We start from the raw sequence: 22,932 nt of genomic DNA, 5'->3' as shown, positions 1-22,932 counted from the left end.
CGGACCAGGGATGCCACGGATACAGAAGCTCGCGAACCTCGGTCCCGTGGGTGTTCTGTCGTCGTGTTGTACAACCAATTCCGGCCGCACGCATCGCTCGGATCCAGACCCCGACAAATGATGCTGAAATAACCGCCGTAACCGCGCCATTTGGCCTACTCTAAACCGCCGGGCTCTCTTATGTTCGTTTGCAAGCTCTTTAGTCATGAGTCTTTCTTTCCGGTTTTGAGGACGAAAGCCGATGCGTGTAGCTGTTGAACAAAGGAGGAGACAGGGCATTTCGACGACGGCTGGCATACTCTTATGCGCGGGTTGGGTACCGCATTTCCGTGTGTTCGTCTGGGGCTGCCTCTGTCTAATCTCGGGCTTGGAATTGTCCGCCACATAGAGCCTGCGAGGGTTCCCCACCGGAGCCCTGCCTCCATCTTTGTCCAACAGCAGATGATTTCAATTTGCGGGTTAAGCGTCTCTGTTCAAGCTGGTTATTCGCCTTTAGCCTTTTGCTATGGGAGCGACCTCCTGCCCGATGGCCCACAGGAACGCTGCCATTTCTCGCGCAATGGCGGTGACCGCGACGACCTTCGGCTTGCCTGCCGCCATCAGCTTGCGATAGCGCGCGCAAAGCCTCACCTGGGCTTTCCAAGCAATCTCGCGAACCGTTCTTGGTAGGTCGTCCAGTCGCGCCTGGATCTTCGGGCTCACGCGAGCCGGGAAGCGATATGTCCAAGCCCCTTCAATGAGTACCCTTCGAGCCCTTGTATTGCCCGCCTTGGTGATCCCACCACGCTTGACCCGTTCGCCGGTTGAGCTTTCCGACGGCACGAGACCGAGATACGCCATCAACTGACGGGGATTATCGAAGCGCCTGACGTCGCCGATCTCGACGACAAAGGTGACCGCCGTCATGAACGCGACGCCGCGGATCGCCTGGTAGGCGGCCACAACCGGGGCCATTGACCAGGATGCCGCGGTCTCGACGACCAGCTTGGTCAGCCGATCCAGGCGCACGCAGGCATCCGCGACTGCCTGGCAATATTCCGCCAGCAGGATTTGGTGGGCGGGATGATCGAAGGCCTGGCATGTCAGTCAGCCATCTTGTATGGGCACGCGTCCATGGTTCGCGTCCGGCATAGATCCGGCCATGACGCAACAAGAAGGACTGAAGTTGCTGACGCGCCTGTTTCAGCGCGTCGCTGGCCGCCTCACGCGCCCGCACCAGGTCGCGGATCGCCTCATGGCCTTCATCTGGGACCCAGACTGCGGTCAGCTCGCCCGCCCGGTGCAGGCGCGCTAGACCCATGGCATCCCGGCGGTTTGTCTTCACCCGGTCGCCCGCACGCTTGGGCACCAGTGACGGCGCCACGACCACGCAATCATGCCCCAGTTCGACAATATGCCGGTAAAGACCGTAACCGTTGGACCGGCCTCATAGCAAAAATGAAGCTTAGCTCCGCGCTTGGAAAGCTTGTTGACCATAGATGCCACTGATGCCGGCTCCGAGGAGATGTCGCCGAAAAACCGCACCTCGCCGTTGCGGGTTCCGTCGGCAATGGCCACCGAAATCTTCAATTTCGACGTATCCAAGCCGACGAAAATTACGCTATCTTCTTTCATGGTTCGCCCTCGCTAAGCGTGGGGCTCGGCTCCGGCCTATCCAGAGCAACCCCCGAATTCAGCTTACCGCGGGGGCGGGCCACCTTCACCCTACGAACATACGGTCTAATCGCCGCCGGATGAGGATTGAGCGCCAGCCAGCGGGTCCAGTGATCAAGGTTTTTCCGCCCGACCTGCTGTCGTGGGCCAACTGGCAGGGAGTTTTTTGGAGTAAGACGCCCCGCCAACAGCTAGTTTTCCAGTGGTCAGCTGACCACAGCTCCAACACTTTGAAACGAAACGACTTTTCAGACGCTTCTGGAACGGTGCAGCTCCTCGGGGCCACCTTTCACAAGGTCAGCCATCGAGATAGGTACCGTCCTGTCGCCGCCATGGGTTCGCAGGTTTTGATGGGCAATTTTGATCGTCATGACCGTAAAGATCTCATGACATTCTAAGGTCACGGTTGACTGGGTAGAATGGCCGCCAGCCTTCTATGCGGCTGGTGTAGTAAGGTCAGTTGATGCACGGACCCGATCGAGCAGCTTCGTGTTGTGCGCCCAGCATGGGCGCACTCTTGTGGGTGGAAGTCCCCACGTAAGTTGGTCATGGCGAGCGAAGCGAAGCGCAACTGAGGAAGGGCGACCAACCGTGAGGAGGAAGCGTGGATCGAAACTGAGGGCCGATGAACAAGAATCGGATATGGCGGTGCCGACCAGGGCGAGCGGGCAAAGAACGGCGAAGCTCTCTTGACCAAGAGGCGGTGGCGTAGATCCGGCGGTCGGGCAGTGAAGGAGTGCGCTCTTACCTGGGGAGATCTCGCCTCACGCCAAAGGGCGACGGTGTCGAGCCTGAGCGAGAAGCAGAGGCCTTAGTAGTGAGCACGGAAGTGCGGACGAAGGGCCGAACGAGCGAAAGGGAGAACCGCTGGTTATCTGATTTGAACGGTCTCTGATGGTCGCGTCAGCGAAGCTCGCCGATCTGGCAGGTAGGGTGAAGCTCGAAGGGCCACGGCAGCGAGAAATGAAATCCGCCGCACCAGGATAAGCAACGCCACGCGTCAGGCTGGGAGAACTGCGATCCTGCCGACTTCAACTGCTCCAACCGCCCGGTGCGGATCCGGATGCCGGGTGGCTGGGAGGGAGGAGCCGAGGCAACAGGCTCCCCCTATCCCCATCAAGCGACCAATGACAATGTTTGTCACGACTGAAAGCAGACATTAGCTTGTAATCTTTGCAACGCTTCCGCGAGATGCTTCAGGACGATGACCTCCCAGGCTCCGAGGACAGTCGGAACTTGCTGGTCGCGAAACAATATGTTCGCAGATTTTGGCCGTAGTCATTCTTGTAGAAATCATAGCTGCCGGCGTGGACAAAGGCCCAACCGAATTGTCGACCATCCTCGAAAGAACGCCGAAACGCTTATGGGATTTTGAATGAAACAAACACTGTCTGACTGGGTCCTAGCTCGCGCCCGAATTCTTCGTGCGGCCGAGATGGATTGGCCGCGAGGGGAGGGGGCCGTTCTCTGCTTTCAATGGCGCCGTCGAGGGTCATGGCCCGCGCGCCTCTACGGAACGTAATCGCCGCGGCTGAAGCCGCAGCATGTTCCGAGGGAGGGAGGGCGAGCAGGGGGAAGAAGCCGCCTCCGCGGTCGAGGATGTAGGCGCTGAGCCGAAACTGTGGAGCGATAGCGACTAGCGGTCCTGGCGCTGCAGATCCCCAAAGCCGGACCTGCAAGCTATGCCGTCGAATAGCGGCAAGAAGAAACACCCTGCCATCGGTTGCCGGATGAACCGTGCCCTCAGCGGCGAATGAGGCCAAACCGGTGGGCTTCGTCCAGCAGGACCCGCACCGAGGACGGTTGCCACTTCTTGCCGCCGCGGACAGGCCGTTCTCCCATCTGGTCCAGTTGCGCGGCGATGTCGCGCAGCGACAGATTGGGATCGGCAATGGCAATCGCTGCCACCAGCTTCATCAGGTAGTCTTCGGGAGCGCGGCGAGGGGACCGAGCAAGGAGTTCCTTCTCCGCCAGCTTTTCGCGGACCATGCGATGAACAGCGCGACGAAGGCGTTCGACGGTCCAGTCGTGGCCACGGCGATTGAGCACCCGCACGACATTGTCCCAACTGTGCTGCGGCCGGAGTTGCCGCACCATTGGCAGCCACGTCTGCGCCGATGCAATAAGTTCATCAAGATATAACTTATGCCGTGCTTGCGTGACTGCCTTGATCGCCTCCGGCCGTCGTTCTCGCAGACCCGGATTTCCAGGAAGCTTGCCGCGCGCCTTCGCCGCCTTAATGCCGGCTTTGGTGCGCTCGGCGATGAGCGCCCGCTCGAGCTGCGCGACCGCGCCGAGGACCTGAAGGGAAAACATGCCCTGTGGTGTGGACGTATCGATCGGATCGCGGATCGACCGGAAATGGACGCCGCGTTCTTCAAGGTCCTCGATCACCTGCAACAGATGGCTGACCGACCGAGCAAGGCGATCCAGCCGGACAACAACAAGCACGTCGCCGGCGGCGAGCTCGCCGAGCAGTCTCGTTAGGACGGGCCGTGCCCGTGAAGCACCTGATGCTTGCTCCTGAAAAATCCGCTCACAGCCGGCGGCGCGCAACTCGTCCATCTGCGCATCATGGACCTGATCATCAGTCGAGACGCGTGCATAGCCGATAAGCCGTTTGGGTGCTGACGATGGATTGGCGCCTGGCCGTTTTGCCATGGTTTTCTCACGGGTATTTCAGGTGCTTTGTACAGATAAGGAATGCGTGAGAAAATGATCAGTTGCAAGCGTGTTTTAAGCTCTGAATAGCGGGCCGCCAGACTCAAATCGTCGCCCAAGACGAGCGACGGGCCGTCCACATAGGCAAACGCGTGCCTGCGGGCTTCTGTGACGGAAATGCCGGAAAACCAATGGTTCCGAAGATAGTGGAACGACTAAGACCTCGCTCATGGGGTATTGAAGTCTGTTTCGGTATCGGCGCCAGATCACTTGGCCCGACGGCGCGGGTCGAATTCTGCTTGGGCGAGTCCGGTTAATCCGGCCGACATCGCCCTAGAAGGCCGAAAACCGGGCCTTTCCGGTCATCCAGGACGACCGACATCGCCGATTTGCGGTGTTATAGCAATCACGTCCGATAAGCATTACTTATCGGAAGTGAGGCGAACTCTAAACGACGCAAGCGATGACGGAAGTTAATGCCATCCTGGCTTCCAGGACAGAAAAGAACGGCATTAATTCATATGGTTAATGAAACGGAAACGGCGAAATATTGAGTAAGCGGGGGGTAAGCGGGGCTGATTTGGTGGCCATGCCAATACAATCAGCATGTCTGACGCAGAGCAGGGTGCTCGAAGGGCCGAGAGCGTTCAGGCGCGTGCTGCAACCATCGAGGCGAGGGGTGCAATAGGATGATCTTCGTCATTGATCCCCAGCCGATCGCCGAGATAGTGCCAGAACGACAGGCCGAGCTTTTGGCAGGTCTTCATCAGGCCGAGCATGCTGTCTCGCGCCTGCCGACCGTTGCGACTGACCGTGCCGCCGGAAATCTTTCGCTTGATGACAAATCCGCGCAGATCTCTTTCCGACGCATTGGTATGGAGCGGGGTTTCAGGCCGCTCGAGAACCCGCAGCAGTTCTGCCTTGCGGCGTCTCAGTCGAAACAGCAGTTTGTCGAGGTCGCCATAACCGGTGCGCAGCGAGAAAATCCGATCGAACCGGGCCTGAAGGCTCCGGGCTGCACGCGGATCAGGTCTTCGCTGATAGGCTTTCAGGGCCTTGTAAAAGCGCCAGATGAGATCCCGCAGGGTTTCGACATGCCGTACTTGGCCGGGTGTCGCCGGCATCAGTTTGTGCAGCAACCGTTCGGCGTGGAGCACAGCGCATGGGTGCCGACGCGGAACTGTCCGGCATCATCGGACACAATCACCGCATTGCCGACCAGACCATGATGGCGGATGGCGCCCCAGATGCCGGCCTCGGCAAACGGGCGGATTATTTCTTTGTCGAAGATGTCGACCCCATTGGCGGCCAGATACTCGAGAAACGGAACCTGATTGGCAAACCGCCGCGGTTGGCGTGTGTTCAACCGCGCCAGAAGGGCGGGGTCGACCTGACGGTCTTCCAGAAAGGTGAAGGCGGCATCGTTGAGAACATAGTCCTGATAGTTGCCGCGCAGCAGGGCCAGAAAGTTCAGCCGCGACTTCGACGGCGTAGTGCGGAAGGCGGTGAAATGTTCGCCTCCGATCTGTGTCGTATGGAAATTGCGGTTGGCATGACGGGCGCCAGTGTCGTCGACCGTGACAAAGGGAGCCGAGACCAAGCCCGCATGCAGCACGGCGGCATCCTCGGCATGAAAGCCGTCCAGCCGCTGCGTCAAAAACCGGATGACCTGGCGTTTGGAAATCTCGACACCGACATCGTTGAGCAAGGTCGTCAATCGCTGCGTTGTGACCTGCCCATGGCTATGAAGCATCAGGCAGAAGCGACGCAGACTGGCGCCGTAGCCGCCCCTTATCCCTGCTGGCAGCGGCGCAATGATCGTGCGTCCTTCCGGTGTCACCCAGCATTCGCGGCGATAGCGCACCACTTCGGCCCGCACGACCAGATCCCGGACCACGCAATCCTTGTAGCCTTTAAACCGCGATCCAGGTGGGGCTCTGGCAGGCAGTACCTCTTCGCGCGTGGCGCTCCCCGTGTCGCCCTTCGGCCCGCGACGCCGCGCCGGCTTTCGGCTGCCGGCCACCGCCTTGTCGCTCGTTGCCTGGTCCATACCCGAGGGCCTGAAGGGTGGGCGTGGCGGCAGGTTTTTAAGCCGCGCAATCTCGTCGCGCAGAAGCTGGTTGTCGACCTTCAGCCGCGTGTTCTCTACCCTGAGCAGGTCGTTGTCTTCTCGAAGCTTTCGGTTGTCAGCCTCAAGCTTCTCGATCCGGATTTCTGCCCGATCAGCCCGCTCCACCAGACCAGTCACCAACTCCCGCAGCGCCTTCAGCGACAGCGTGTCGGCATGCTCGGCCATGGGGAGGCGGCGCTTCGTCATAAAGGAAGTGAATCATGATTCACAAAAAACAGGAATCCCTTCTGCCACCAGATCTGCTCCAGTTACCGTCTGGGCGCTGACCCCAGAGGGCTGCGCCCAGATCTGCTCCAGTTACCGTCTGGGCGCTGACCCCAGAGGGCTGCGGATACTCCGCGGTCATGGCGGGGACATTACACCAGAGGTGGGTGGGCTCGGTGGCGCAGGAGTCGCTACCGGTCTACCGGCCGCCGCGCGACACGGCCGACCGGGGGACGGGAGAGGCCCAAGATTTCCGATCCCCCCGCGGCGGAGTTAGCTGCGATCGACGCGGTACTCGCCCGTTCCAACACGGCTATTGCCGAGGCTCAGGCGCCCGGGCGTGGGCGGAAGGGGCAAGCTCGACGTCACGCCGCAGGCGGCGCGACGGATCCTGTAATTTCGGTCGTGTCCGCTATCGTGGGGCAAACGTCTGTCTGAAAACTAGTGGATCGGGAATGGAGCGCTCGTCGGCAGGAAACGACGTCTTCAGAGCAGCGTGCGGAACCTCGATCTGAAAAGTCTACCCCGCACGTTCGCGCATAGGCTTGTTTGCAATCAGGCCCGCCCTGGCGCGTAGAGTGCTGAATGTTGTCTCGCCATATTCACCTAACCTATTGGCGTTAAGCGGCCTTCTATTCGACATCACATCTCCTCCAAGGCGCCACCTCGATCGGTTCCGTCAGCCTTCCGAGAGGTGATCCATCGGAGATCACTGTGCATGGGCGCCTGGCACCTGATCCAAAAGGAATGGTTATGGCGGCAAAACCACTGGGCTGGAGATGTCAAATCACCTGCTGCCCTTGCTGTCAGCGCCCGCAAGCCGAAAATGTCCTCGGCGGTCCTTATCGCCTTCCTCGACCGTCCCGCCCCAGGTTAGTCGCCGCAAGACCCTCAGAACATCCCACGGGATCTCATCGATATCGATGGCGATATCAGAGCCGCTGCGATAGGTCGCTTCATCCAATGCGGCAATGACCTTGGCTTCGAGGCGACCGTCGTAGGACGGTTCTTCATTGCCGTATTCGAAGCGCCCGCACCATACGATATGATCACGCCAGACGATGAAATGGCTGCGGCAGCCGTCCTCGCGCCATACCGACGGATAAAGCGAGCAACGCTCGCCCCGGACCGTCAGAGACCATGCCTTTCCCGCTCGAGGATCAAGGTTGATGACCAGGGTGTCACCGCACCCGTCTGGGCATCTTATCAACAGCGAACGGGGGCGGGTGCGGATGACGGCGGCGGTATCGCCGGGCAGTTCGAGCAAGGCTTCGGTATCATCACGATATTCGCCTCTTCCGCGCCAGCGGATCTTGCGTGCTGGCGACGTCATGGTGCGCCCCCGCAAAGATCGGCGACAAGACGGGCGGCGATCCGGTAGCCCCTTGCGCGGCGCCCGCGGTCGGCATCGGGACCATCCGCCCATTGGCAGCGCCGCAGGAGCTGCACGGCGACGGCGGTCTGGTATTCGCCGGGGCAGGTCTGAATGGCGATCCCCATCGTGCGGATCTGGCGGACAACCGCTTCGATCCAGGCAAAGCGTGTTGCCGGGCGAGCAGGCCCGGGGGGATGGCGAAAGGCCGTTGGTGCATAAAGTCGTTCGATCACCGTGGTCCATTCCGGATCGTCATAACGGTGCTGGTCGACGTCGGGTGGCAACTCGAATGCCAGCCAGGCTTCGAGTGCGGCAAGATCGGCGGTCAAAGGCCCGAGCGTTACCGAAGCCAGATCGATCAGGATGGCACTAGATCCGCGCACCCGCACATTGTCGCCATGCAGGTCACCATGAATCGGGGCCCGTCGATAGGTCTGCTCAAGTGATGCAAGAGCGGTCCACAACGTCTCAGGTGTTTCAAAGATCCCGGCCTCGGCGGCACGCTCGACATAACAGGGATCAATCCGATCCGGGTTCCACACGCCAATGTTCCTGAGGGCAACCGCGACAGCGCCTCTGACCGGATCGCTCGCATAACCCTGGTCGCGCCAGCCACCCAACGTTTCATCCAAGAGGGCGGTGATGGCTGATCCTGCGACATTGCGCCGGGCAAGCGTCCAGAGCGATTCCGAGCGGTCAACGAAACTGCCGACGAGAAGACTGCGCTGGCTGCCGTGGATCAGTTCATCGATATTGGGACGCAGTCCGAACGGGATGAAGCGCTCCGCGAAATTCCGATAATTGTCGTGTTCCTGTGCGATCTTGTCGCGTCGGTCGAGCTTTGCGAATGCCGGTTGCGGCCACGCACCGATGTTGGAACGGTCGACGATCATATGGACGGCAAAGACGCGAGCCGCAGAGCGCCCGCCACCCAGTTCGACAAGCGCGATCCTGCTGCAGTGAGGAAAGGCCCGTTTGAACAGGATCTTGTCGGCTTCGCGTAGTGGCTCGCGGTCATCGGACGTGTTGATGTCGAGGTCCAGGCGCGGCACCTTGCCCGCATCGTATCGGGCAATCACCTCGGCGATGGCGGGCGCTTGAGGCGCGGTATGCAGGCCGACGGAAGGTAGGCCGGCAAGCGTTCCCAGACGATCCTGGATACGGCCCGTCGCGGCATCGTCGGGCGCAATCACATCGACGCGCAGACCGTGATCCACAAGCTGCAGGGCGTCGCGTCCGACCGCCTTGATGAGCTCGTCTTCCTGTCGCCCATTGACGTTCACGACGACACTACGTGCGAAGCCGGCATTCGGGAACAGCGATGTCGGATCACATCGTTCTATGATGCAACGGCGATTGGCAAACTCGCGCATCATCAGTGCGCCGGGCGCTTCACCGATCCACAGCACGTTGCGGCGTTCGTCAAACATGGTGTGCTCCTGCGGGGCGGACGGGCAGCGGCCAGCTTGGGCCATGGCCGAGCGCGCCGGATGGTGAACAGACGATGCAGCCGCAGCGCTGGGCGGCAGCCGTTGGCCTCACCGTGCCGCGCACGCCGTCATAATATTGGAAGCGGCTTTGCGCGGGCATGGCCGTGACGGCTCCGAGGAACATCGTGACCGCAAGCGAGGCGACCGTCGAATTGATGGAAACGACCGCGGGCTGGGGAACATGTGCGCCGAGCACATAGGGATCGGCTGCGCGTTGGGCCGGGGTGAGCATCTCACGGCGGATCTGTTCGCCGTTCAAGGCACCGGTGCAGGTCAGGCACGGCAGACCGGGCGCCAGCATTTGTACCCGGCCGGTCATGTGCGAGACCAGACCGTCGGCAACCGTCACACTGACGCCGACATCGATGGCCGGCACGAGATACTGGTAGGCGGCCTGGCCGACGACGGCGCGGCTGGCATGCGAATCCGTGCACAGGAAGATGAAATCGAAGCCGCCGATCAGGCCTGCGACCGGGCCGTCGACGATATCGCCGACAATGCCCTGCACAGCCGCCTTCGGATTGACGGCAAGCATGGCCCGGCGGGCGACATCGACCTTCGGCGTGCCGATATCTGCTGCCGTCGCCCCGATCAGCCGATTGAGGTTGGTCGCCTCGACGCTGTCGGGATCGACGATCGTCACGTTTTCGGCTCCGAGATAGGCGAGCTGCTGCACCGTCGCCGATCCGGTGCCGCCGGCGCCGACAACCAGGATTTTCAGCCTTGCGATCATCTGCTGGCCGTCCCGGCCGAAGGCGCGGATCTGCCGATCGTGGCGCAGATCGCCCTCCTGGAAGCCTGCCGCCGCGTCGCTCAGCAGCGTCAGCCCGGTTCCGACCTCCCAGACGTCAACGGGCGTCCGCAGGCCGAGACGACGGGCGCTCAGCCCTTGCGGTCCGATCACCATTGCCAATGGACTTGCCTGCGGGGCACGCCGGTCGAAAAAGGCCTTCATCTCCTTTTCGCCGGCATCGTCGATCGACGAAAAGACAGGCCTCCCGGCGGCGTGCGGATGCGTATGGATCATGACGGGGCTGAGGCGCTCGATGCGCGCTCGATTGGCAATGTCGACCAGGACGGCGGGGTGGAGGCAGACCGAGGTCGGGCCCCGGCTCACATAGGCCGACTGGTCGACCGGCGAGGCTTCGGCAAGCACCCAGCTTTTGGTAATCTGGTCGAAATGGGCGTAGCCGATTGCGCAGGCCTCGGCGCCGGTTGCCGCCAGCAGATCGTCGGCCAGGCTCCTGCAGGTCCCTTGCAGCGTACGTAGTCCGCTCATTGGATCCTCCGTAGCCGGTCGATGATGGTGTTCATCCAGCCCGACAGCGTGTCGCGGTTTGCGTCCCATGGCGTTGTCAGATGCCATGAAAACCACAGCCCGCTTTCGCTGGTTTCCGGGATCGCATTGTCCGAGGCCGCATTCTGCGGCAGGTTGCCCGAGGAAAGCCTGAGGCTATTGTCACCCCAGAAGCAGTCCAGGGCGGCGTAAGGGTAGGCCACCGGAACCAGAAAACGGATCGTGGTCTGCCTTGCCGACCATCCTTCGGGCAGCAGGACGGCCGGCACGCTCACGAGCGTCGTTCCGCTCGGCAAGAGGCGTTTTTCGGCGGCTGAAAAGCGCGCCCGGAGTTCGTCAAATTGACGTTCGAGGATCGTGCTCATCAGCCAAAATTCGCCTTCGGGACAGAGGAGAAGCGGCGCGCAGGCGTCACATCGAGATCGACGATCTCGTCGTCTGCGATGATGCGGTCCGGATCGTCGCCATGGCCTTCCAGCATAAGATCGTGTTCGGGGTTCCAGCCCGAAACGCGTGCCTTGATCTGCAGACCGGTCAGTTGCGGCTGGTCGGTTTCGTACTTCTGGCCATTGACGAAGAAGTGATAGGTCTTCGGACGCGGCGCGGTGATGAAGCGCTCGACGCCGTCGCGCGTGAGGTCGATGGCTTCGCCTTGCTTGATCAGGCGGTCGGTGCCGCCGCGAACCTCGAGAAAAACCGCCTCATTGTCCGACGCACCGCTGAACAGGCGCAGCGCCGCCTCGTCGATCGTTTCGAGACCCCATTTGATTTCCCGGTTATTGGCAAAGAGGCGGAAGATACGGTCACCGGTAAAGGCGATGAAGCGTTCGGTGCTCTTGGCGCGCAGGTCGAAGGTTTCGTCGAGACGGACATCCTCGAAGTCACCGGTTTGAAGAATGGCATAGAGGCTATAGGCCTCGGGCGGCGCAAGCTTGCCGGCGCCCAGAAGCTGGCGGCCCAGTGGCACGGGGTCGGAAAGCGCGATCGGCTTGAAGACGATACCGTCGACGGCGAGTTCGGCGGGATGGCCCTTGTTGGTACTGTTATCTTGCATCGGAATTGATCCTCATGATTGTCACCGCGGTCTGCTGTGACGTGCACTGGATCAATCCCTGCGAGGAACGATAACCGGAAAGGTCAGGCGAAATTTTTTTCGAATGTTCCGCCCGGCACGGTTCCGCACATAAAAAACGCCGGGCATTTCGGACAGGTGCGCGGCGATGCCTTGGTCGGAAATTGGCCGGACAGTATGGCGGCGATATTGGCCTCGAGCTTGCGCCGCCGCGTGTCGAGCGGCCCATCCTGCAGGCTGAGCCGTTCGTGGCCTGCGTCGGAAAGAAACAAGATTTCGGCGCTGCAGCCAGGTGCCTGATCGTTGACGGCAAGGAGCGTCGCCATGACGGCAGCGCCTTCCATCGCCGTCGTGCGCCTGTGGCCCGTCTGGACCTGCCGCAATGCCCGCATGACGCCGGCGGCATCCGTCTGCGCATAGTCGATCTCGATTTCGATCGTTGCCCCGGCGAGCGTAAAGGACAGGCGGTCCGGCGGGGCGACGGGCCTGCCGTCGTTCATGGCGACGAAATTCCGGACGAGTTCGCCGGCAAGGCGGCGATAGGCCGGCGCGGCCGGCAATGCAGCAAGAGGCGAGGCCGACCAGAGACGTTCGACGATCTCATCCGGACCGGCCGCCTCCGCCGCGATGGTGCCGGTGGCGATCAGCTCGCGGACCGCCTGCCGGACGATCTCGTGCATGTCCTCATAGGCGGTCGTGGTACGCCGGCCGCCGAGTTTGAGGATATGGGTATAAAAGAAACGGCGCGCACAGCGCTCGTAGAGGGCAAGCTCGCTCTGCCGGAAGAGGGGCTGTCCGCGATAGATTATCGCGATCGACGGGTTGTCGGGCGGCAGATCGAAGCTGGACGGCGTAACGCCGAGCCGAGACAGGCCGGATCCGAGCCGGGCGATGAAGGGTGAGGGCTGCCGCTCGGACTTTTTCGTGCGGCCGGGCGCGTAGACGAGGAGCCGATCGCGCGCCCGCGACAGGGCGACATAAAACAGACACTGCTGCTCCTGCATATGCTCGCGATCATTGAAACGTTCGCCGTCAAGGTCCGATCCTTCGATCATGCCGTCGGGCGGCGGACAGGCTGGCGCGGCGGCGTTGCGCGGCAAGGTACCCTTCGCCATGCCGGGGATGTGCACGACGCGAAACTCAAGGCCCTTGCTGGCATGCATGGTCATCAACCGCATCGCGTCGATGCCGCCTGCCGCCTGCGGAATATGTCTCAGGTCCCGGTCGTCGGAGAGGCGTACAAGCCGGCGGATCCTCTCGAGCAGGGCGGAAATGGCTCCGGTGCGGCCTGCGGGCTGGGTCCGCACGAAATTCATTAACTGCCAAAGGGCGATCCCTTTTGCGCGCGCCTGCATGTTGCCGGCGCCGGCAATCTGTGCCGCCATACGGCTGCGGTCGAGCAACAATTGCGCGAGGGTATCCCAGGGCGGAGAATTGGCGTCGAAGCCGGCAAGCAAGGAGGAATAGGCGGCAACGGCCGCCGCGGCTGGCTCGCTGAGGCCGGCAGGCGGGTGTTTTATCCAATCGAGTGGTCTGGCCGTGTCGTTATTGAGCGCTTCATTGAAACGACCAAGATCGCCAAGCGGTATCGTCAGCCCCGGTGTGGCGACCGCGCGCGCAAGCGCCATGGCGCGCCGGTCGATCAACAGCGAAAGCCATGCCAAAAGATCCTTCACCTCCGGCCGCTCAAACAGACTGCCAAGATAGAGGACGGGAATGCCCCTGGCCTCGAGGCCGGCGCCGATCTTGGCGAGCCGGTCGTTGCCGCTGCACAAGAGCGCCTGGTCGCGGAAGGCATGACCGGCATTGCGCATTTCCAGGATGCCGTCGGCGAGAGCGTCGATTTCCCTTTCGGTGTCGCCGTCGACGGAGCGGAATTCGACCGGATTGCCGCTGGCCCTGCGGTTCGATTTCAGTGCCATGGGCGTGGCCCCTTCGATCTGCATGCCAGCCGCGAAGGCTTGGTAGCTGTCGACGATCTCGCCCACAGAGCGATAGTTCACCTCCAGCTGATCGCGACTGCCGCCCTTGAAATCCTGCGTCTCGAAACGGGAAAGGTTGAAGGATGATGCGCCCCGGAAGCGATAGATCGACTGACGGACATCGCCGACGCACCACAGGTTGCGACCACCCGGGCTCAATTGCTGCAGGAGCCTCACGCTTGCCCGGTTCACATCCTGATATTCGTCGACAAGGATATGGCCGATATCGGCGGCGACGGCGCGCGCGATCTCGGGGCGCGTCTCAAGCAAATGCGTCGGCAAGGCGACGAGATCGCCAAAATCGACGCAGTCGAGCGACCTCTTCAGGTCGCTGTAGCTCTCATAGACGCGCGCGACTTCGCGGGCCCGGTCCGCCCGTCCGCCCGACGCGCCGTCCGAAGCGGCCAACTTGTCGACGAGAGCGGCATAATCTGGCGCAAGCACGACCTCATCCTGCGCCCGGGAGATCGCAGACAGGAGATCGCGCAGCTTGTCAGTCGGATCGGAGAGATCCCGGTAGTGGGCAAGATCGAGACCGGCGACCCTGTCGAGCATAAGATCGATGGCTTCGGTGCGATCGAGCAGCCGTGGTTCGCGAGCAAATCCGAGCTCCCTATGATAGCTGCGCACCAGATTGAGGCCATAGGCGTGGAAGGTGCCGATCCACATGGCCGCTGCCGCTTGCGGCGCACGCTTTGCAATACGCTCCGACAATTCGCCGGCCGCTTTGTTGGAATAGGTCAGGACGACCATGGTACGCGGGTCGACCGCATCCTTGTCGATGAGGTCGCAGATGCGGCCGACGAGGGTCTTCGTCTTGCCCGTACCCGGGCCCGCCTCGAGCAGAAAGGCACCACCGCGATGGGCTGCGGCGCGCGCCTGACGATCGTTCAGCGGCAACGTGTCGCAGGCGTCCTGTCTGAGCTCGACCGACGGCAAGAGTAGCGCGTCCAGCAATTGCTGGGCAACCGCGCCAAAGGGCGCGCCCAGCTTCGCCGCTATGGCGTTCGCGCTCATGCCCGCCAGGTGTTGCTCACGCAGGAATGCGCGCGGCATCAGCAGCTCGCGCGAAAAGAGGTCCATCTGCACCTCGCGACGCGACTTGCGGCTATAATCGGCGACGCGCTCTTCGCCATCGGGGGCCGCCTCGACCGAACGAGCCGGATCTGGGTCGCGCGCCTGGTCGGGCAATCGCGCGTCACCGAGGGTGGCATGGCCGATTTCGTGGCCGATCAGGAAGGCGTTCATGAACGCATTGCCGGTGTCTTCATGCAGAATGCTATGGCTGTGCGGGTCGTAGCTCGCACGTGCTTGGGCCAGAAGCGCGCCGCCCGGCTTCAAACCGGTTATGTCGACGATGCCGCAGCGATCGGCGGCCGCTTCCACCAGCGCCAGCGGGTCCCAGGGATCTATGCCTTGTTCAACCAGACGGGCGTGGATCCTTGCGGCCTCCTGACGGCCGAGTTCGACCGTATCCATCCTAGTCCTCGTCGAGAAGAAGTTCTGCAACGTGTTCCGGGGAGACATTCGCCTCCTCCAGCACTGCCTTGAAACTCAGCTTGTCGCTTGCCGCCCCAGGCTTGCCGTCCGACTTATACTGGACCCCGCGCGACAGGCTCGGAGGAGCGGAAAGATAGTCCGCAAGTTCCTGGATGCCGACATTCAGCCCGGCGGCGAACTTTTCCAGGAAGGACAACGGCACGCTCCCGAGCGTTATCAATCGATCGCGAAAGGCGTTGATGACGGGGCCAGGAACGCCGAGGCTCTCGCGGAGCGCGGCATAGGCCGAACGATCAAGGCCCGCAAAGGGACTGGTCCGGGACGGGCCGGTAGGGGTGAGGTTGGCAATCCATCGATCGGTGGCCGCGTCGATGGGAGTGTCCTGTTCAACGCTCTGCAACAAGAGCAGTTCATGGGCGAGCGCGACGAAGTCGTGCGTATTCTGCGGATAGCGCTGACAGTAGCGGCCGAGCGAGACGGGATCCTTGCGGAAATCGACGGCGAAGCTTGTCAGCAATGTCTCAGGGGTCGGCTGATCTTTGCTCATTTGTCCTCTCCGAGGCCGAGCGCCTGTCGCAATGCCGCAATAGCCCGCTTGCGGCGATTGTGCACGGTGCGCGGATCGCAGTGCAAGAGGCCGCTGATTGAAGCAATATCGGGATCGCTCGACTGGCTCGGGATATTTGCAAGCGTCATGGTGATGACCTCCTTTTGTTCCTGTGGCAAAGCATCAATCGCCGCCAACAGCCGAGGCCGGAAAATAGGATCTGAAAGAATTGCATCATCCGCATCATTTGCATGCGCGCCGGTCGTCTGGGCCGACGCGACGAGAGCCCCGCTGTCGTCATCGACTTCGATCGGGGTCTCGCGTTCGGCGCGAACGGAGACACGCCTGCGTGCGCTCAGGCGAAGCTTCGCGACCGCCTCGTCGAAATGGACCTCGTAGAAATCGAGACGGTCGCCGCCACTGCGGTCAAGGCTGACGAGAAGGCGAATACGGTCGAGTGCCGCATCGTTGATGTCTTTCGTGGCCGCATCGACCAGAACCTTGCCGTCGACCGTGCGTTCGGCACGCGGCAAGGCGCGGGCGATGCGCCGGAGAAAAAGCACAAACAACCGGTTGAACCTTGCGTCATTATTGTCCGACCGCGTCGCCCGCATCCTGTAGACCAGCGATTCCGAGCGTATATAGCCGGGGTTCGAGCGGTCGGAAATTTCGCAACGCGTAATAAGCTCGTCGAACCCAAGCGTTTCAAGTCCGGCAAGCTCGGTCTCGACCTCGGTCATTCTCGTATATTTGCTGAGCGGCGGAATGGTCCGCGGGTTCATTTTGTCGGCTCCGCGTCAAAATTCGATTCGAATCACATTTCGAGAATCCAACATCTTTAAGTTGATGTCGAGCGGGGCACCGGACCAAAAATGGGCATGGCCTTCTGAAGGCGAGTCTCGTGGTCGATGAGCCGGACTATAACTCGGCCCCATGCTTTCAAAGAAAACGTCTCAAAAGTTCATTTGTCTCCAAGACTGGTCTTCTTAAAGTTGAAAAACACGGCTAGTCTTTTCCGCCAAGGGGGAGACAGCAATGCAGGATTTTGAGAATTATGGTAGTGAAAGCAAAGAAGCCGATAGATCCAACAATCCTGCCGTTGTTGTCGACGTTGCGGCCAGCTTCACCTACGCATCTTACCAAAATGCGATTCCGGTCATCCGCTCGATCCTGATTGAGAATAATACTGATAGGCACATTGAAAACTGCCGCCTCGATCTGACGTCTTCGCCTTCGTTTCTAAGGCCGAAATCATGGATAGTTGATCGCCTGATGCCGGGCGATCGGCTTCCGCTGGTCGATCGAAAAGTCGAATTCGACGCCGCCTATCTCTCCGGCCTAAATGAGGCAGAGCGCGGTGAGATCACGCTACGTCTATCCAGGGGTGGAGAGATTCTGGACGAACGGCGCCTTCCCGTCAGACTGCTTGCGCGAGACGAATGGGGAGGCGTTGCCGATATGGTGCAACTGCTGCCAGCCTTCGTCATGCCGAACGATCCGGGAGTTGCCCAAATCCTGCGAACGGCAGCAGAAAGGCTTGCTGCACACGGTCAGCCGGGAGGATTGGACGGTTACCAGTCACAGAATCCCCAGCGAGCCTACATGCTCGCCGCAGCTATCTATTCAGCCGTTGCCGGGATGGGGCTGCACTACGCAGAGCCGCCGGCAAGTTTTGAAAGTCGCGGCCAGAAGATTCGGCGTCCCAGCACAATTGCCGAGGAGCGGCTGGCGACCTGCCTTGATACTACCCTTCTTTTTGCCGCTGGACTGGAAGCCGCCGGATTGCATCCGGTCGTCTTGATGTTCGATGGGCATGCGGCAGTTGGTGTATGGCTGTCTAAGAGAACCTTCGCCCATGCGATCGAGACAGATCATATGGAGGTCCGAAAGGCCCTTGCATCGCGCGAGTTGATAGTGTTTGAAACGACTGGCGTGACGCATCGTCCCGCCATGACCTTGGAAAGTGCACAGCGGGCCCTGGACAGCCGTCTCGGAGAAGGCGAAGCTCACGCATTCGTCGCGGCGATCGATGTCAGGCGATCGAGAAGCGGCGGGGTCATGCCACTCGCCTCACATGAGCCGATCCGGCGCAATGTCCTCGATGACGAAATGTCACCCGTCGCGGATCTGCGCCTTCCCTCAGCCCTCAGTTTTGGCGAGTTACCGGCTGATATCATTGAGATAAAACCGCCCACCGCCGCCGGCCGTATCGACCGATGGCAGAAGAAGCTGCTCGATCTCACCCTTCGCAACCGGCTCCTCAACTTTCCCGAATCGAAGAAGACGATTCCGTTTCTTTGTACTGACGTTGCCTATCTCGAAGACCGACTCGCGAATGGCGCTGCAGTACGGATCATTTCATTGCCCGAACAGAACCCACTCGGCGAACGGGACGCGGCGCTCTATCGTGACGTGCACGGCCGCGATCTTCAGCGCAATTTTGCTGCCGAAGCTCTGCTGAGAGACGAACTTCCGTCGCCACTGGATACTCAACAGCTCGATGCTCGGTTGATCGACCTGTACAGGCAGGTCCGTAATGATTTTGCCGAGGGCGGAGCAAACACCCTCTTTCTTGCCGTCGGCTTCCTGCGGTGGAAGAAGAAACCGGAGGATGAGCGCAGCTATCGAGCGCCGCTTTTGTTGGTTCCGGTAAAGCTTGAGCGCCGCAGTGCCAGTTCGCGCTTTACGATCCGCTTTCATGAGGATGAGCCGCGCTTCAATGCTACTCTCTTGCAATTCCTGGAGCGGGATTTCGACCTGACGCTTCCCCAGTTCGGCGGCGATCTGCCGCTCGATGACAATGGGGTGGATGTACCACGTCTTCTGGCGATGATGCGGCAGGCGGTCCGTGACGTGCCTGGTATGGAGGTTGTGGACGAGACAGCATTGTCGACCTTCTCCTTCGCGAAATTCCTCATGTGGAAGGATCTCGTGGAACGTACCGAGGCGCTTCGCGAGAACAGAGTGGTCCGCCATCTGATCGATACGCCGGAGGACGCCTTCCAAGAAGGCGGCGGGCAATCGGCGTTCCGGGACGAGCGTGAGCTCGATCTTGCTTACGCGCCAGCGGACATCATTTGCCTTCTTCCGTCAGATTCATCCCAGACAGCGGCAAGCCTGGCGGCCGCTGAGGGCCGAGATTTCGTCATTGTCGGTCCTCCCGGTACGGGCAAGAGCCAGACTATCGCAAACATGATCGCGAACTGCCTCGCGGTGGGAAAAACGGTCCTGTTCGTCGCTGAAAAAACGGCTGCGCTGGACGTTGTCTACCGTCGGTTACGCGCGCACGGCCTCGGAGACCACTGCATCGAATTGCACTCGCACAAAGCTGATCGCCGACATTTCCTTGGACAGCTCAAGGCAGCCTGGGAGCATGGCGGTCGGACAGATGCGTCGGAGTGGGTCGCGATCAACGAGCGACTTCGATTGCGCCGCGACGAGCTCAATGCCTACGTCGAGGCTTTGCACAATCGTTATCCAAACGGATGGACGCCTTATCTGGCATTGGGCGTCGCTCTCAAGGCTGTGGACGCTCCGGCACCAGGCTTGTCATGGTTGGAACGAGACGCTCATGATGCGCAGACGTTACGCGAGCTTGAAGACCTTGCGGGCGAACTCGGTCTGGTCTTCGCATCGGTCGAGCGGCAGCCAGCACTGGACCTTGTTAAGGTTGGCGAATGGACTTCCGCCTGGCAGGATGGGTTGTTAGCGTCCGCACAATCGCTGCAGAATGCGATCGATCTGTTGGCCAGCTCAATCGACGGCTATCTCGCGAGCATGGGCCTGAAGCCGCGGGAACGGTCGTCACAAGCCGAACTCCAAGCATTGGAAAGTCTAGCGCGAGCACTGCAGAAATGCCGAGGTCGCGACATCACGATCGTATTCGATCGGGACTTCGCGCGATGTGCCGAGGCGCTGGAAAGTCTTCGAAATTCTATCGAGGCCTATCGCGAAGCAGAGCGCGGACTCGCAGCATCTTATGGAGCCTCCGCCATTCGAGACCTTGATCCGGACGTGCTGGATCGCCAATGGCGAGAGGCGAACGCTTCGTTTTGGCCAAACGCGATGCTTGCCAAGCGCAAGATTCAAAAGCTGCTGCAAAGCTATGCCGATAAAGGTACCGCGGAACCGGAGCGGGACCTCCCACTAATGCGCCGCATGAAGGATTGCCTGGCGGCGATCGACCAGAATCTGTTGAACGGAAAACCCTTGCCGGTACACGGCCTGGGTACAGATGTCGGAGTGGTTGCCCAAACTCTGGAACTGGCGCGAGAGTTTCGTGCCACCATGCCGCTTCCGGGACGTGATCAGGAGGAGATACGGTCGGCGGTCCGCATCATCGCGCCATGTCTCCACGCAGTGGTTGAAAACGATGGCGTCCGGCAAGCGGGAGACAGGCTTCTTGCCGCAGTCGAAGGCTTTAAGGAAGCGCGACAGCGCTTCAGCACGATTGCGGGGTGGGATCGCTCTGTTGAGAAAGACGTGGTCGACCTTGCGACGCTTAGGGAGAAGCTTGATGCTCTCATCGGTGCACGACATCTGCTTCGCGATTGGTCCGCCTGGTGCCGGATCAGAAGCCGCGCAATGCACGCGAACCTGTCCTCTCTGGTCGAACAGATTGAGAATGGGGTGATCCGGCTCGATGAAGCGCGAGCTGCGTTTCGCCTCGGTTACGCGAGGTGGTGGCTTCCGAAGGTTCTGGACGCAGACCATGTTCTGCGAAGTTTCCGCCGTTTCCAGCACGAAAACGCAATCCGTGAATTTCGTGAAATCGATGATCTCGTTCGATCACACGCTACCTCACGTGTCGTCAGTGTGATTGCCCACGGATTGCCGCCCGTTCAGAGCGTTCCACGGAATTCGGAACTCGGCCTCTTGCGCTACCAGATGGAGTTGCAACGGCCGAGCCAGTCGATACGAGACATGATCGGCAAGATGCCGCAGAACTTTTCAAAGCTTGCGCCCTGCATGCTCATGTCGCCGCTCTCCATTGCTCAGTATCTCCCGCCAAACCAGGCGTTGTTTGACGTTGTGATCTTCGATGAGGCGTCGCAGATAACAACCTGGGACGCTGTTGGCGCCATCGCGCGGGCTCGCCAGACTATTATTGTCGGGGATCCGAAGCAGTTGCCGCCGACGAACTTCTTCGGGCGCAACGAGGAAGAGGAGGAAGTCGCCGATCATGAGAAGGATCTGGAGAGCATTCTTGACGAGGCGAAGGCCGCTGGTATTCCGGTCCGCGATTTACGATGGCACTACCGCAGTCGAAGCGAGTCTCTGATCGCTTTCTCAAACCATCACTACTACCAGAACCGTCTGGTAACGTTTCCGTCGCCTGCCGTTGAAGACCGCGCGGTACATCTGCGCAAGGTACCTAACGGCATTTACGACCGTGGGAAGAGCAGAACCAACCGGATCGAAGCAGAGGCAGTCGCAAAAGAAGCCGTTTCCCGAATGAAGGCGTGGCTGAAATTGTCTGAAAAAGATCGCCCGACGCTTGGGATAATCACCTTCAACGCGCAGCAGCAGTCGCTGATCCTCGATCTCCTCGATTCCGCGCGCCGAGCCGATCCGGAGCTCGAGTGGTTCTTTGTCGAGGAACGGGTCGAGCCCACGATCGTCAAGAACCTGGAGAACGTGCAGGGCGACGAGCGAGACGTCATCCTGTTTTCGATCACGTTCTGGAAGGACGCCGCTGGCAAGCTCACGATGGATTTCGGCGCGCTCAACCGGGACGGTGGCGAGCGCCGCCTCAATGTTGCTGTCACACGTGCGCGGCAGGAACTCATCGTCTTCTCCGGTTTCACGGCTGACCAGATCGACCCGACCCGCACAAAGGCACTCGCCGTACAACATCTGAAGACATTCCTCGACTATGCCGACCGTGGCGCGATCGCCCTGCCGGCCCAGGATATCGGTTCTGTCGGCGGTTTCGACTCCCCCTTCGAGGAGGCCGTCGCTGCGCAATTGGAGCGCCACGGCTGGCGGGTCGTGCCGCAGGTTGGGATTTCCGGATTTCGGATCGATTTCGGTATCCGCCATCCCGATTTGGCTGGTAGCTATCTGGCGGGCGTGGAGTGCGATGGCGCCACCTACCACGGATCGGCCACCGCCAGAGACCGCGACAAGGTCCGTGAACAGGTGTTGAGAGGTCTTGGCTGGAACATATTGCGAGTCTGGTCGACCGATTGGTGGTTCGATGCGGCAGGCTGCGCCGAGCGACTCCATGCCAGCCTCGAAGCCCTCCTGGAGGAGAGCAGGGCGCGCCGTGCTACGGAAACGGAGGACACCGCGACCCGTTGGAACATGGGGCACGAGGTGGAGGGGATTGACGAAATTCATGACGACGAAGCTGCCCCTCCTGTCGAGCAGGCTATTTTGCCTCCAGCGATCGTCGAGACCGAACTCGTCTCTGCGGAGACGCCGCCCTCTTCAAGCATGTTGGGATCGGTGGGAACACAACCACCTGCCGCTTCGGTCGGCGACGAAGCATCGGATGGACAGCGATATCGTGTCACCGATCTGTCCAGCTTCCGAGCTGATCCCGATCAGTTCTTCGAATTCGGCTATAGAGATACCCTGCGAGGTATGATCGAAGCGGTCATCGAAACCGAAAGCCCGGTACGCACAGACATACTAGCCCAGCGCATTTCGCGGGCGCACGGCTGGTTGCGTACCGGTGGACGAATCCGAGAGAGGATCGACCTTCATCTTCGCGGTCTCCAAACGACCAAGGAATCGAGCGGCGAGTTCGTCTGGAAGGTGGGAACCGTTTCCGAAATTGTTGCATACCGGAAGCCAGCCAGCGAGGATGCGCGCAGATCGATTGCCGATATCCCGCTTGCGGAACTTGCTTTTGTAGTACTCGATAATCCCGACTTACTAGACCAATTAGATCCGGCCCGAGATCTGGCTCGGCTGCTTGGTGTCGAGCGCCTTGCCGCTGTTTCCCGCTCACGGCTTGACGAAGCGATTGCGAGAGCGCAGCAGCATATTTCAACCAACCATTCATTCGAGTAG

General features: G+C 60.7%; 12 protein-coding genes and 1 pseudogene. 1 reads left to right on the top strand and 12 read right to left on the bottom strand.

Annotated elements, in window-relative coordinates; genetic code table 11:
* Positions 1-492 precede the first annotated feature (492 nt).
* The 12 genes and pseudogenes from CO667_RS32220 to CO667_RS32165 form a co-directional block, all read right to left on the bottom strand.
* Positions 493-1,614 (bottom strand): annotated as a pseudogene (locus CO667_RS32220) (IS110 family transposase).
* A gap of 1,782 nt (positions 1,615-3,396) precedes the next feature.
* Positions 3,397-4,314: a recombinase family protein gene (locus CO667_RS32205; protein WP_096772351.1), complete on the bottom strand. Its 918-nt coding sequence runs from the start codon at positions 4,312-4,314 to the stop codon at positions 3,397-3,399.
* Positions 4,315-4,961: 647 nt separating this feature from the next.
* Positions 4,962-5,438, bottom strand: a complete 477-nt coding sequence (locus CO667_RS36080) for a transposase (protein WP_239621097.1) — start codon at positions 5,436-5,438, stop codon at positions 4,962-4,964.
* Positions 5,438-6,610: a transposase gene (locus CO667_RS32200; protein ID WP_245424589.1), complete on the bottom strand. Its 1,173-nt coding sequence runs from the start codon at positions 6,608-6,610 to the stop codon at positions 5,438-5,440. Before CO667_RS32200 ends, CO667_RS36080 begins: the two co-directional genes overlap by 1 nt.
* 826 nt (positions 6,611-7,436) lie before the next feature.
* Complete coding sequence (locus tag CO667_RS32195; protein WP_141399551.1) at positions 7,437-7,916, bottom strand: DUF6527 family protein; 480 nt, start codon at positions 7,914-7,916, stop codon at positions 7,437-7,439.
* A gap of 62 nt (positions 7,917-7,978) precedes the next feature.
* Positions 7,979-9,454 (bottom strand): phosphotransferase, encoded by a 1,476-nt coding sequence (locus tag CO667_RS32190; protein ID WP_096771496.1) that lies wholly within the window; start codon positions 9,452-9,454, stop codon positions 7,979-7,981.
* Positions 9,447-10,793: a ThiF family adenylyltransferase gene (locus CO667_RS32185; protein WP_170961490.1), complete on the bottom strand. Its 1,347-nt coding sequence runs from the start codon at positions 10,791-10,793 to the stop codon at positions 9,447-9,449. The genes CO667_RS32190 and CO667_RS32185 overlap by 8 nt, the downstream gene beginning before the upstream one ends.
* Positions 10,790-11,176, bottom strand: coding sequence for an E2/UBC family protein (locus tag CO667_RS35140; RefSeq protein ID WP_141399549.1), 387 nt, complete (start codon positions 11,174-11,176; stop codon positions 10,790-10,792). The genes CO667_RS32185 and CO667_RS35140 overlap by 4 nt, the downstream gene beginning before the upstream one ends.
* Positions 11,176-11,865 (bottom strand): multiubiquitin domain-containing protein, encoded by a 690-nt coding sequence (locus CO667_RS32180; RefSeq protein WP_096771494.1) that lies wholly within the window; start codon positions 11,863-11,865, stop codon positions 11,176-11,178. The genes CO667_RS35140 and CO667_RS32180 overlap by 1 nt, the downstream gene beginning before the upstream one ends.
* Positions 11,866-11,948: 83 nt before the next feature.
* Entirely contained in the window at positions 11,949-15,344 is a 3,396-nt protein-coding gene (locus CO667_RS32175) for an ATP-dependent helicase (RefSeq protein WP_096771493.1), read from the bottom strand.
* A gap of 1 nt (position 15,345) precedes the next feature.
* On the bottom strand, positions 15,346-15,912 hold the full coding sequence (locus CO667_RS32170; protein WP_096771492.1) for a hypothetical protein: 567 nt from the start codon (positions 15,910-15,912) through the stop codon (positions 15,346-15,348).
* On the bottom strand, positions 15,909-16,694 hold the full coding sequence (locus CO667_RS32165) for a response regulator receiver protein (RefSeq protein ID WP_096771491.1): 786 nt from the start codon (positions 16,692-16,694) through the stop codon (positions 15,909-15,911). The genes CO667_RS32170 and CO667_RS32165 overlap by 4 nt, the downstream gene beginning before the upstream one ends.
* A 253-nt stretch (positions 16,695-16,947) precedes the next feature.
* Here CO667_RS32165 and CO667_RS32160 point away from each other — a divergent pair, with 253 nt between their 5' ends.
* Positions 16,948-22,932, top strand: a complete 5,985-nt coding sequence (locus CO667_RS32160; protein ID WP_096771490.1) for a DUF3320 domain-containing protein — start codon at positions 16,948-16,950, stop codon at positions 22,930-22,932.

Source organism: Rhizobium sp. L43, assembly GCF_002531725.1.
Classification (GTDB): domain Bacteria; phylum Pseudomonadota; class Alphaproteobacteria; order Rhizobiales; family Rhizobiaceae; genus Rhizobium.
This window is presented reverse-complemented; position numbering and strand designations above follow the sequence as displayed.

Bases quoted from the DNA above. Each gene is read 5' to 3' on its own strand.
- CO667_RS32205 (WP_096772351.1), bottom strand. From the start codon at position 4,314: ATGGCAAAACGGCCAGGCGCCAATCCATCGTCAGCACCCAAACGGCTT.
- CO667_RS36080 (WP_239621097.1), bottom strand. From the start codon at position 5,438: ATGCCGGCGACACCCGGCCAAGTACGGCATGTCGAAACCCTGCGGGAT.
- CO667_RS32200 (WP_245424589.1), bottom strand. From the start codon at position 6,610: ATGGCCGAGCATGCCGACACGCTGTCGCTGAAGGCGCTGCGGGAGTTG.
- CO667_RS32190 (WP_096771496.1), bottom strand. From the start codon at position 9,454: ATGTTTGACGAACGCCGCAACGTGCTGTGGATCGGTGAAGCGCCCGGC.
- CO667_RS32185 (WP_170961490.1), bottom strand. From the start codon at position 10,793: ATGAGCGGACTACGTACGCTGCAAGGGACCTGCAGGAGCCTGGCCGAC.
- CO667_RS35140 (WP_141399549.1), bottom strand. From the start codon at position 11,176: ATGAGCACGATCCTCGAACGTCAATTTGACGAACTCCGGGCGCGCTTT.
- CO667_RS32180 (WP_096771494.1), bottom strand. From the start codon at position 11,865: ATGCAAGATAACAGTACCAACAAGGGCCATCCCGCCGAACTCGCCGTC.
- CO667_RS32175 (WP_096771493.1), bottom strand. From the start codon at position 15,344: ATGGATACGGTCGAACTCGGCCGTCAGGAGGCCGCAAGGATCCACGCC.
- CO667_RS32170 (WP_096771492.1), bottom strand. From the start codon at position 15,912: ATGAGCAAAGATCAGCCGACCCCTGAGACATTGCTGACAAGCTTCGCC.
- CO667_RS32165 (WP_096771491.1), bottom strand. From the start codon at position 16,694: ATGAACCCGCGGACCATTCCGCCGCTCAGCAAATATACGAGAATGACC.
- CO667_RS32160 (WP_096771490.1), top strand. From the start codon at position 16,948: ATGCAGGATTTTGAGAATTATGGTAGTGAAAGCAAAGAAGCCGATAGA.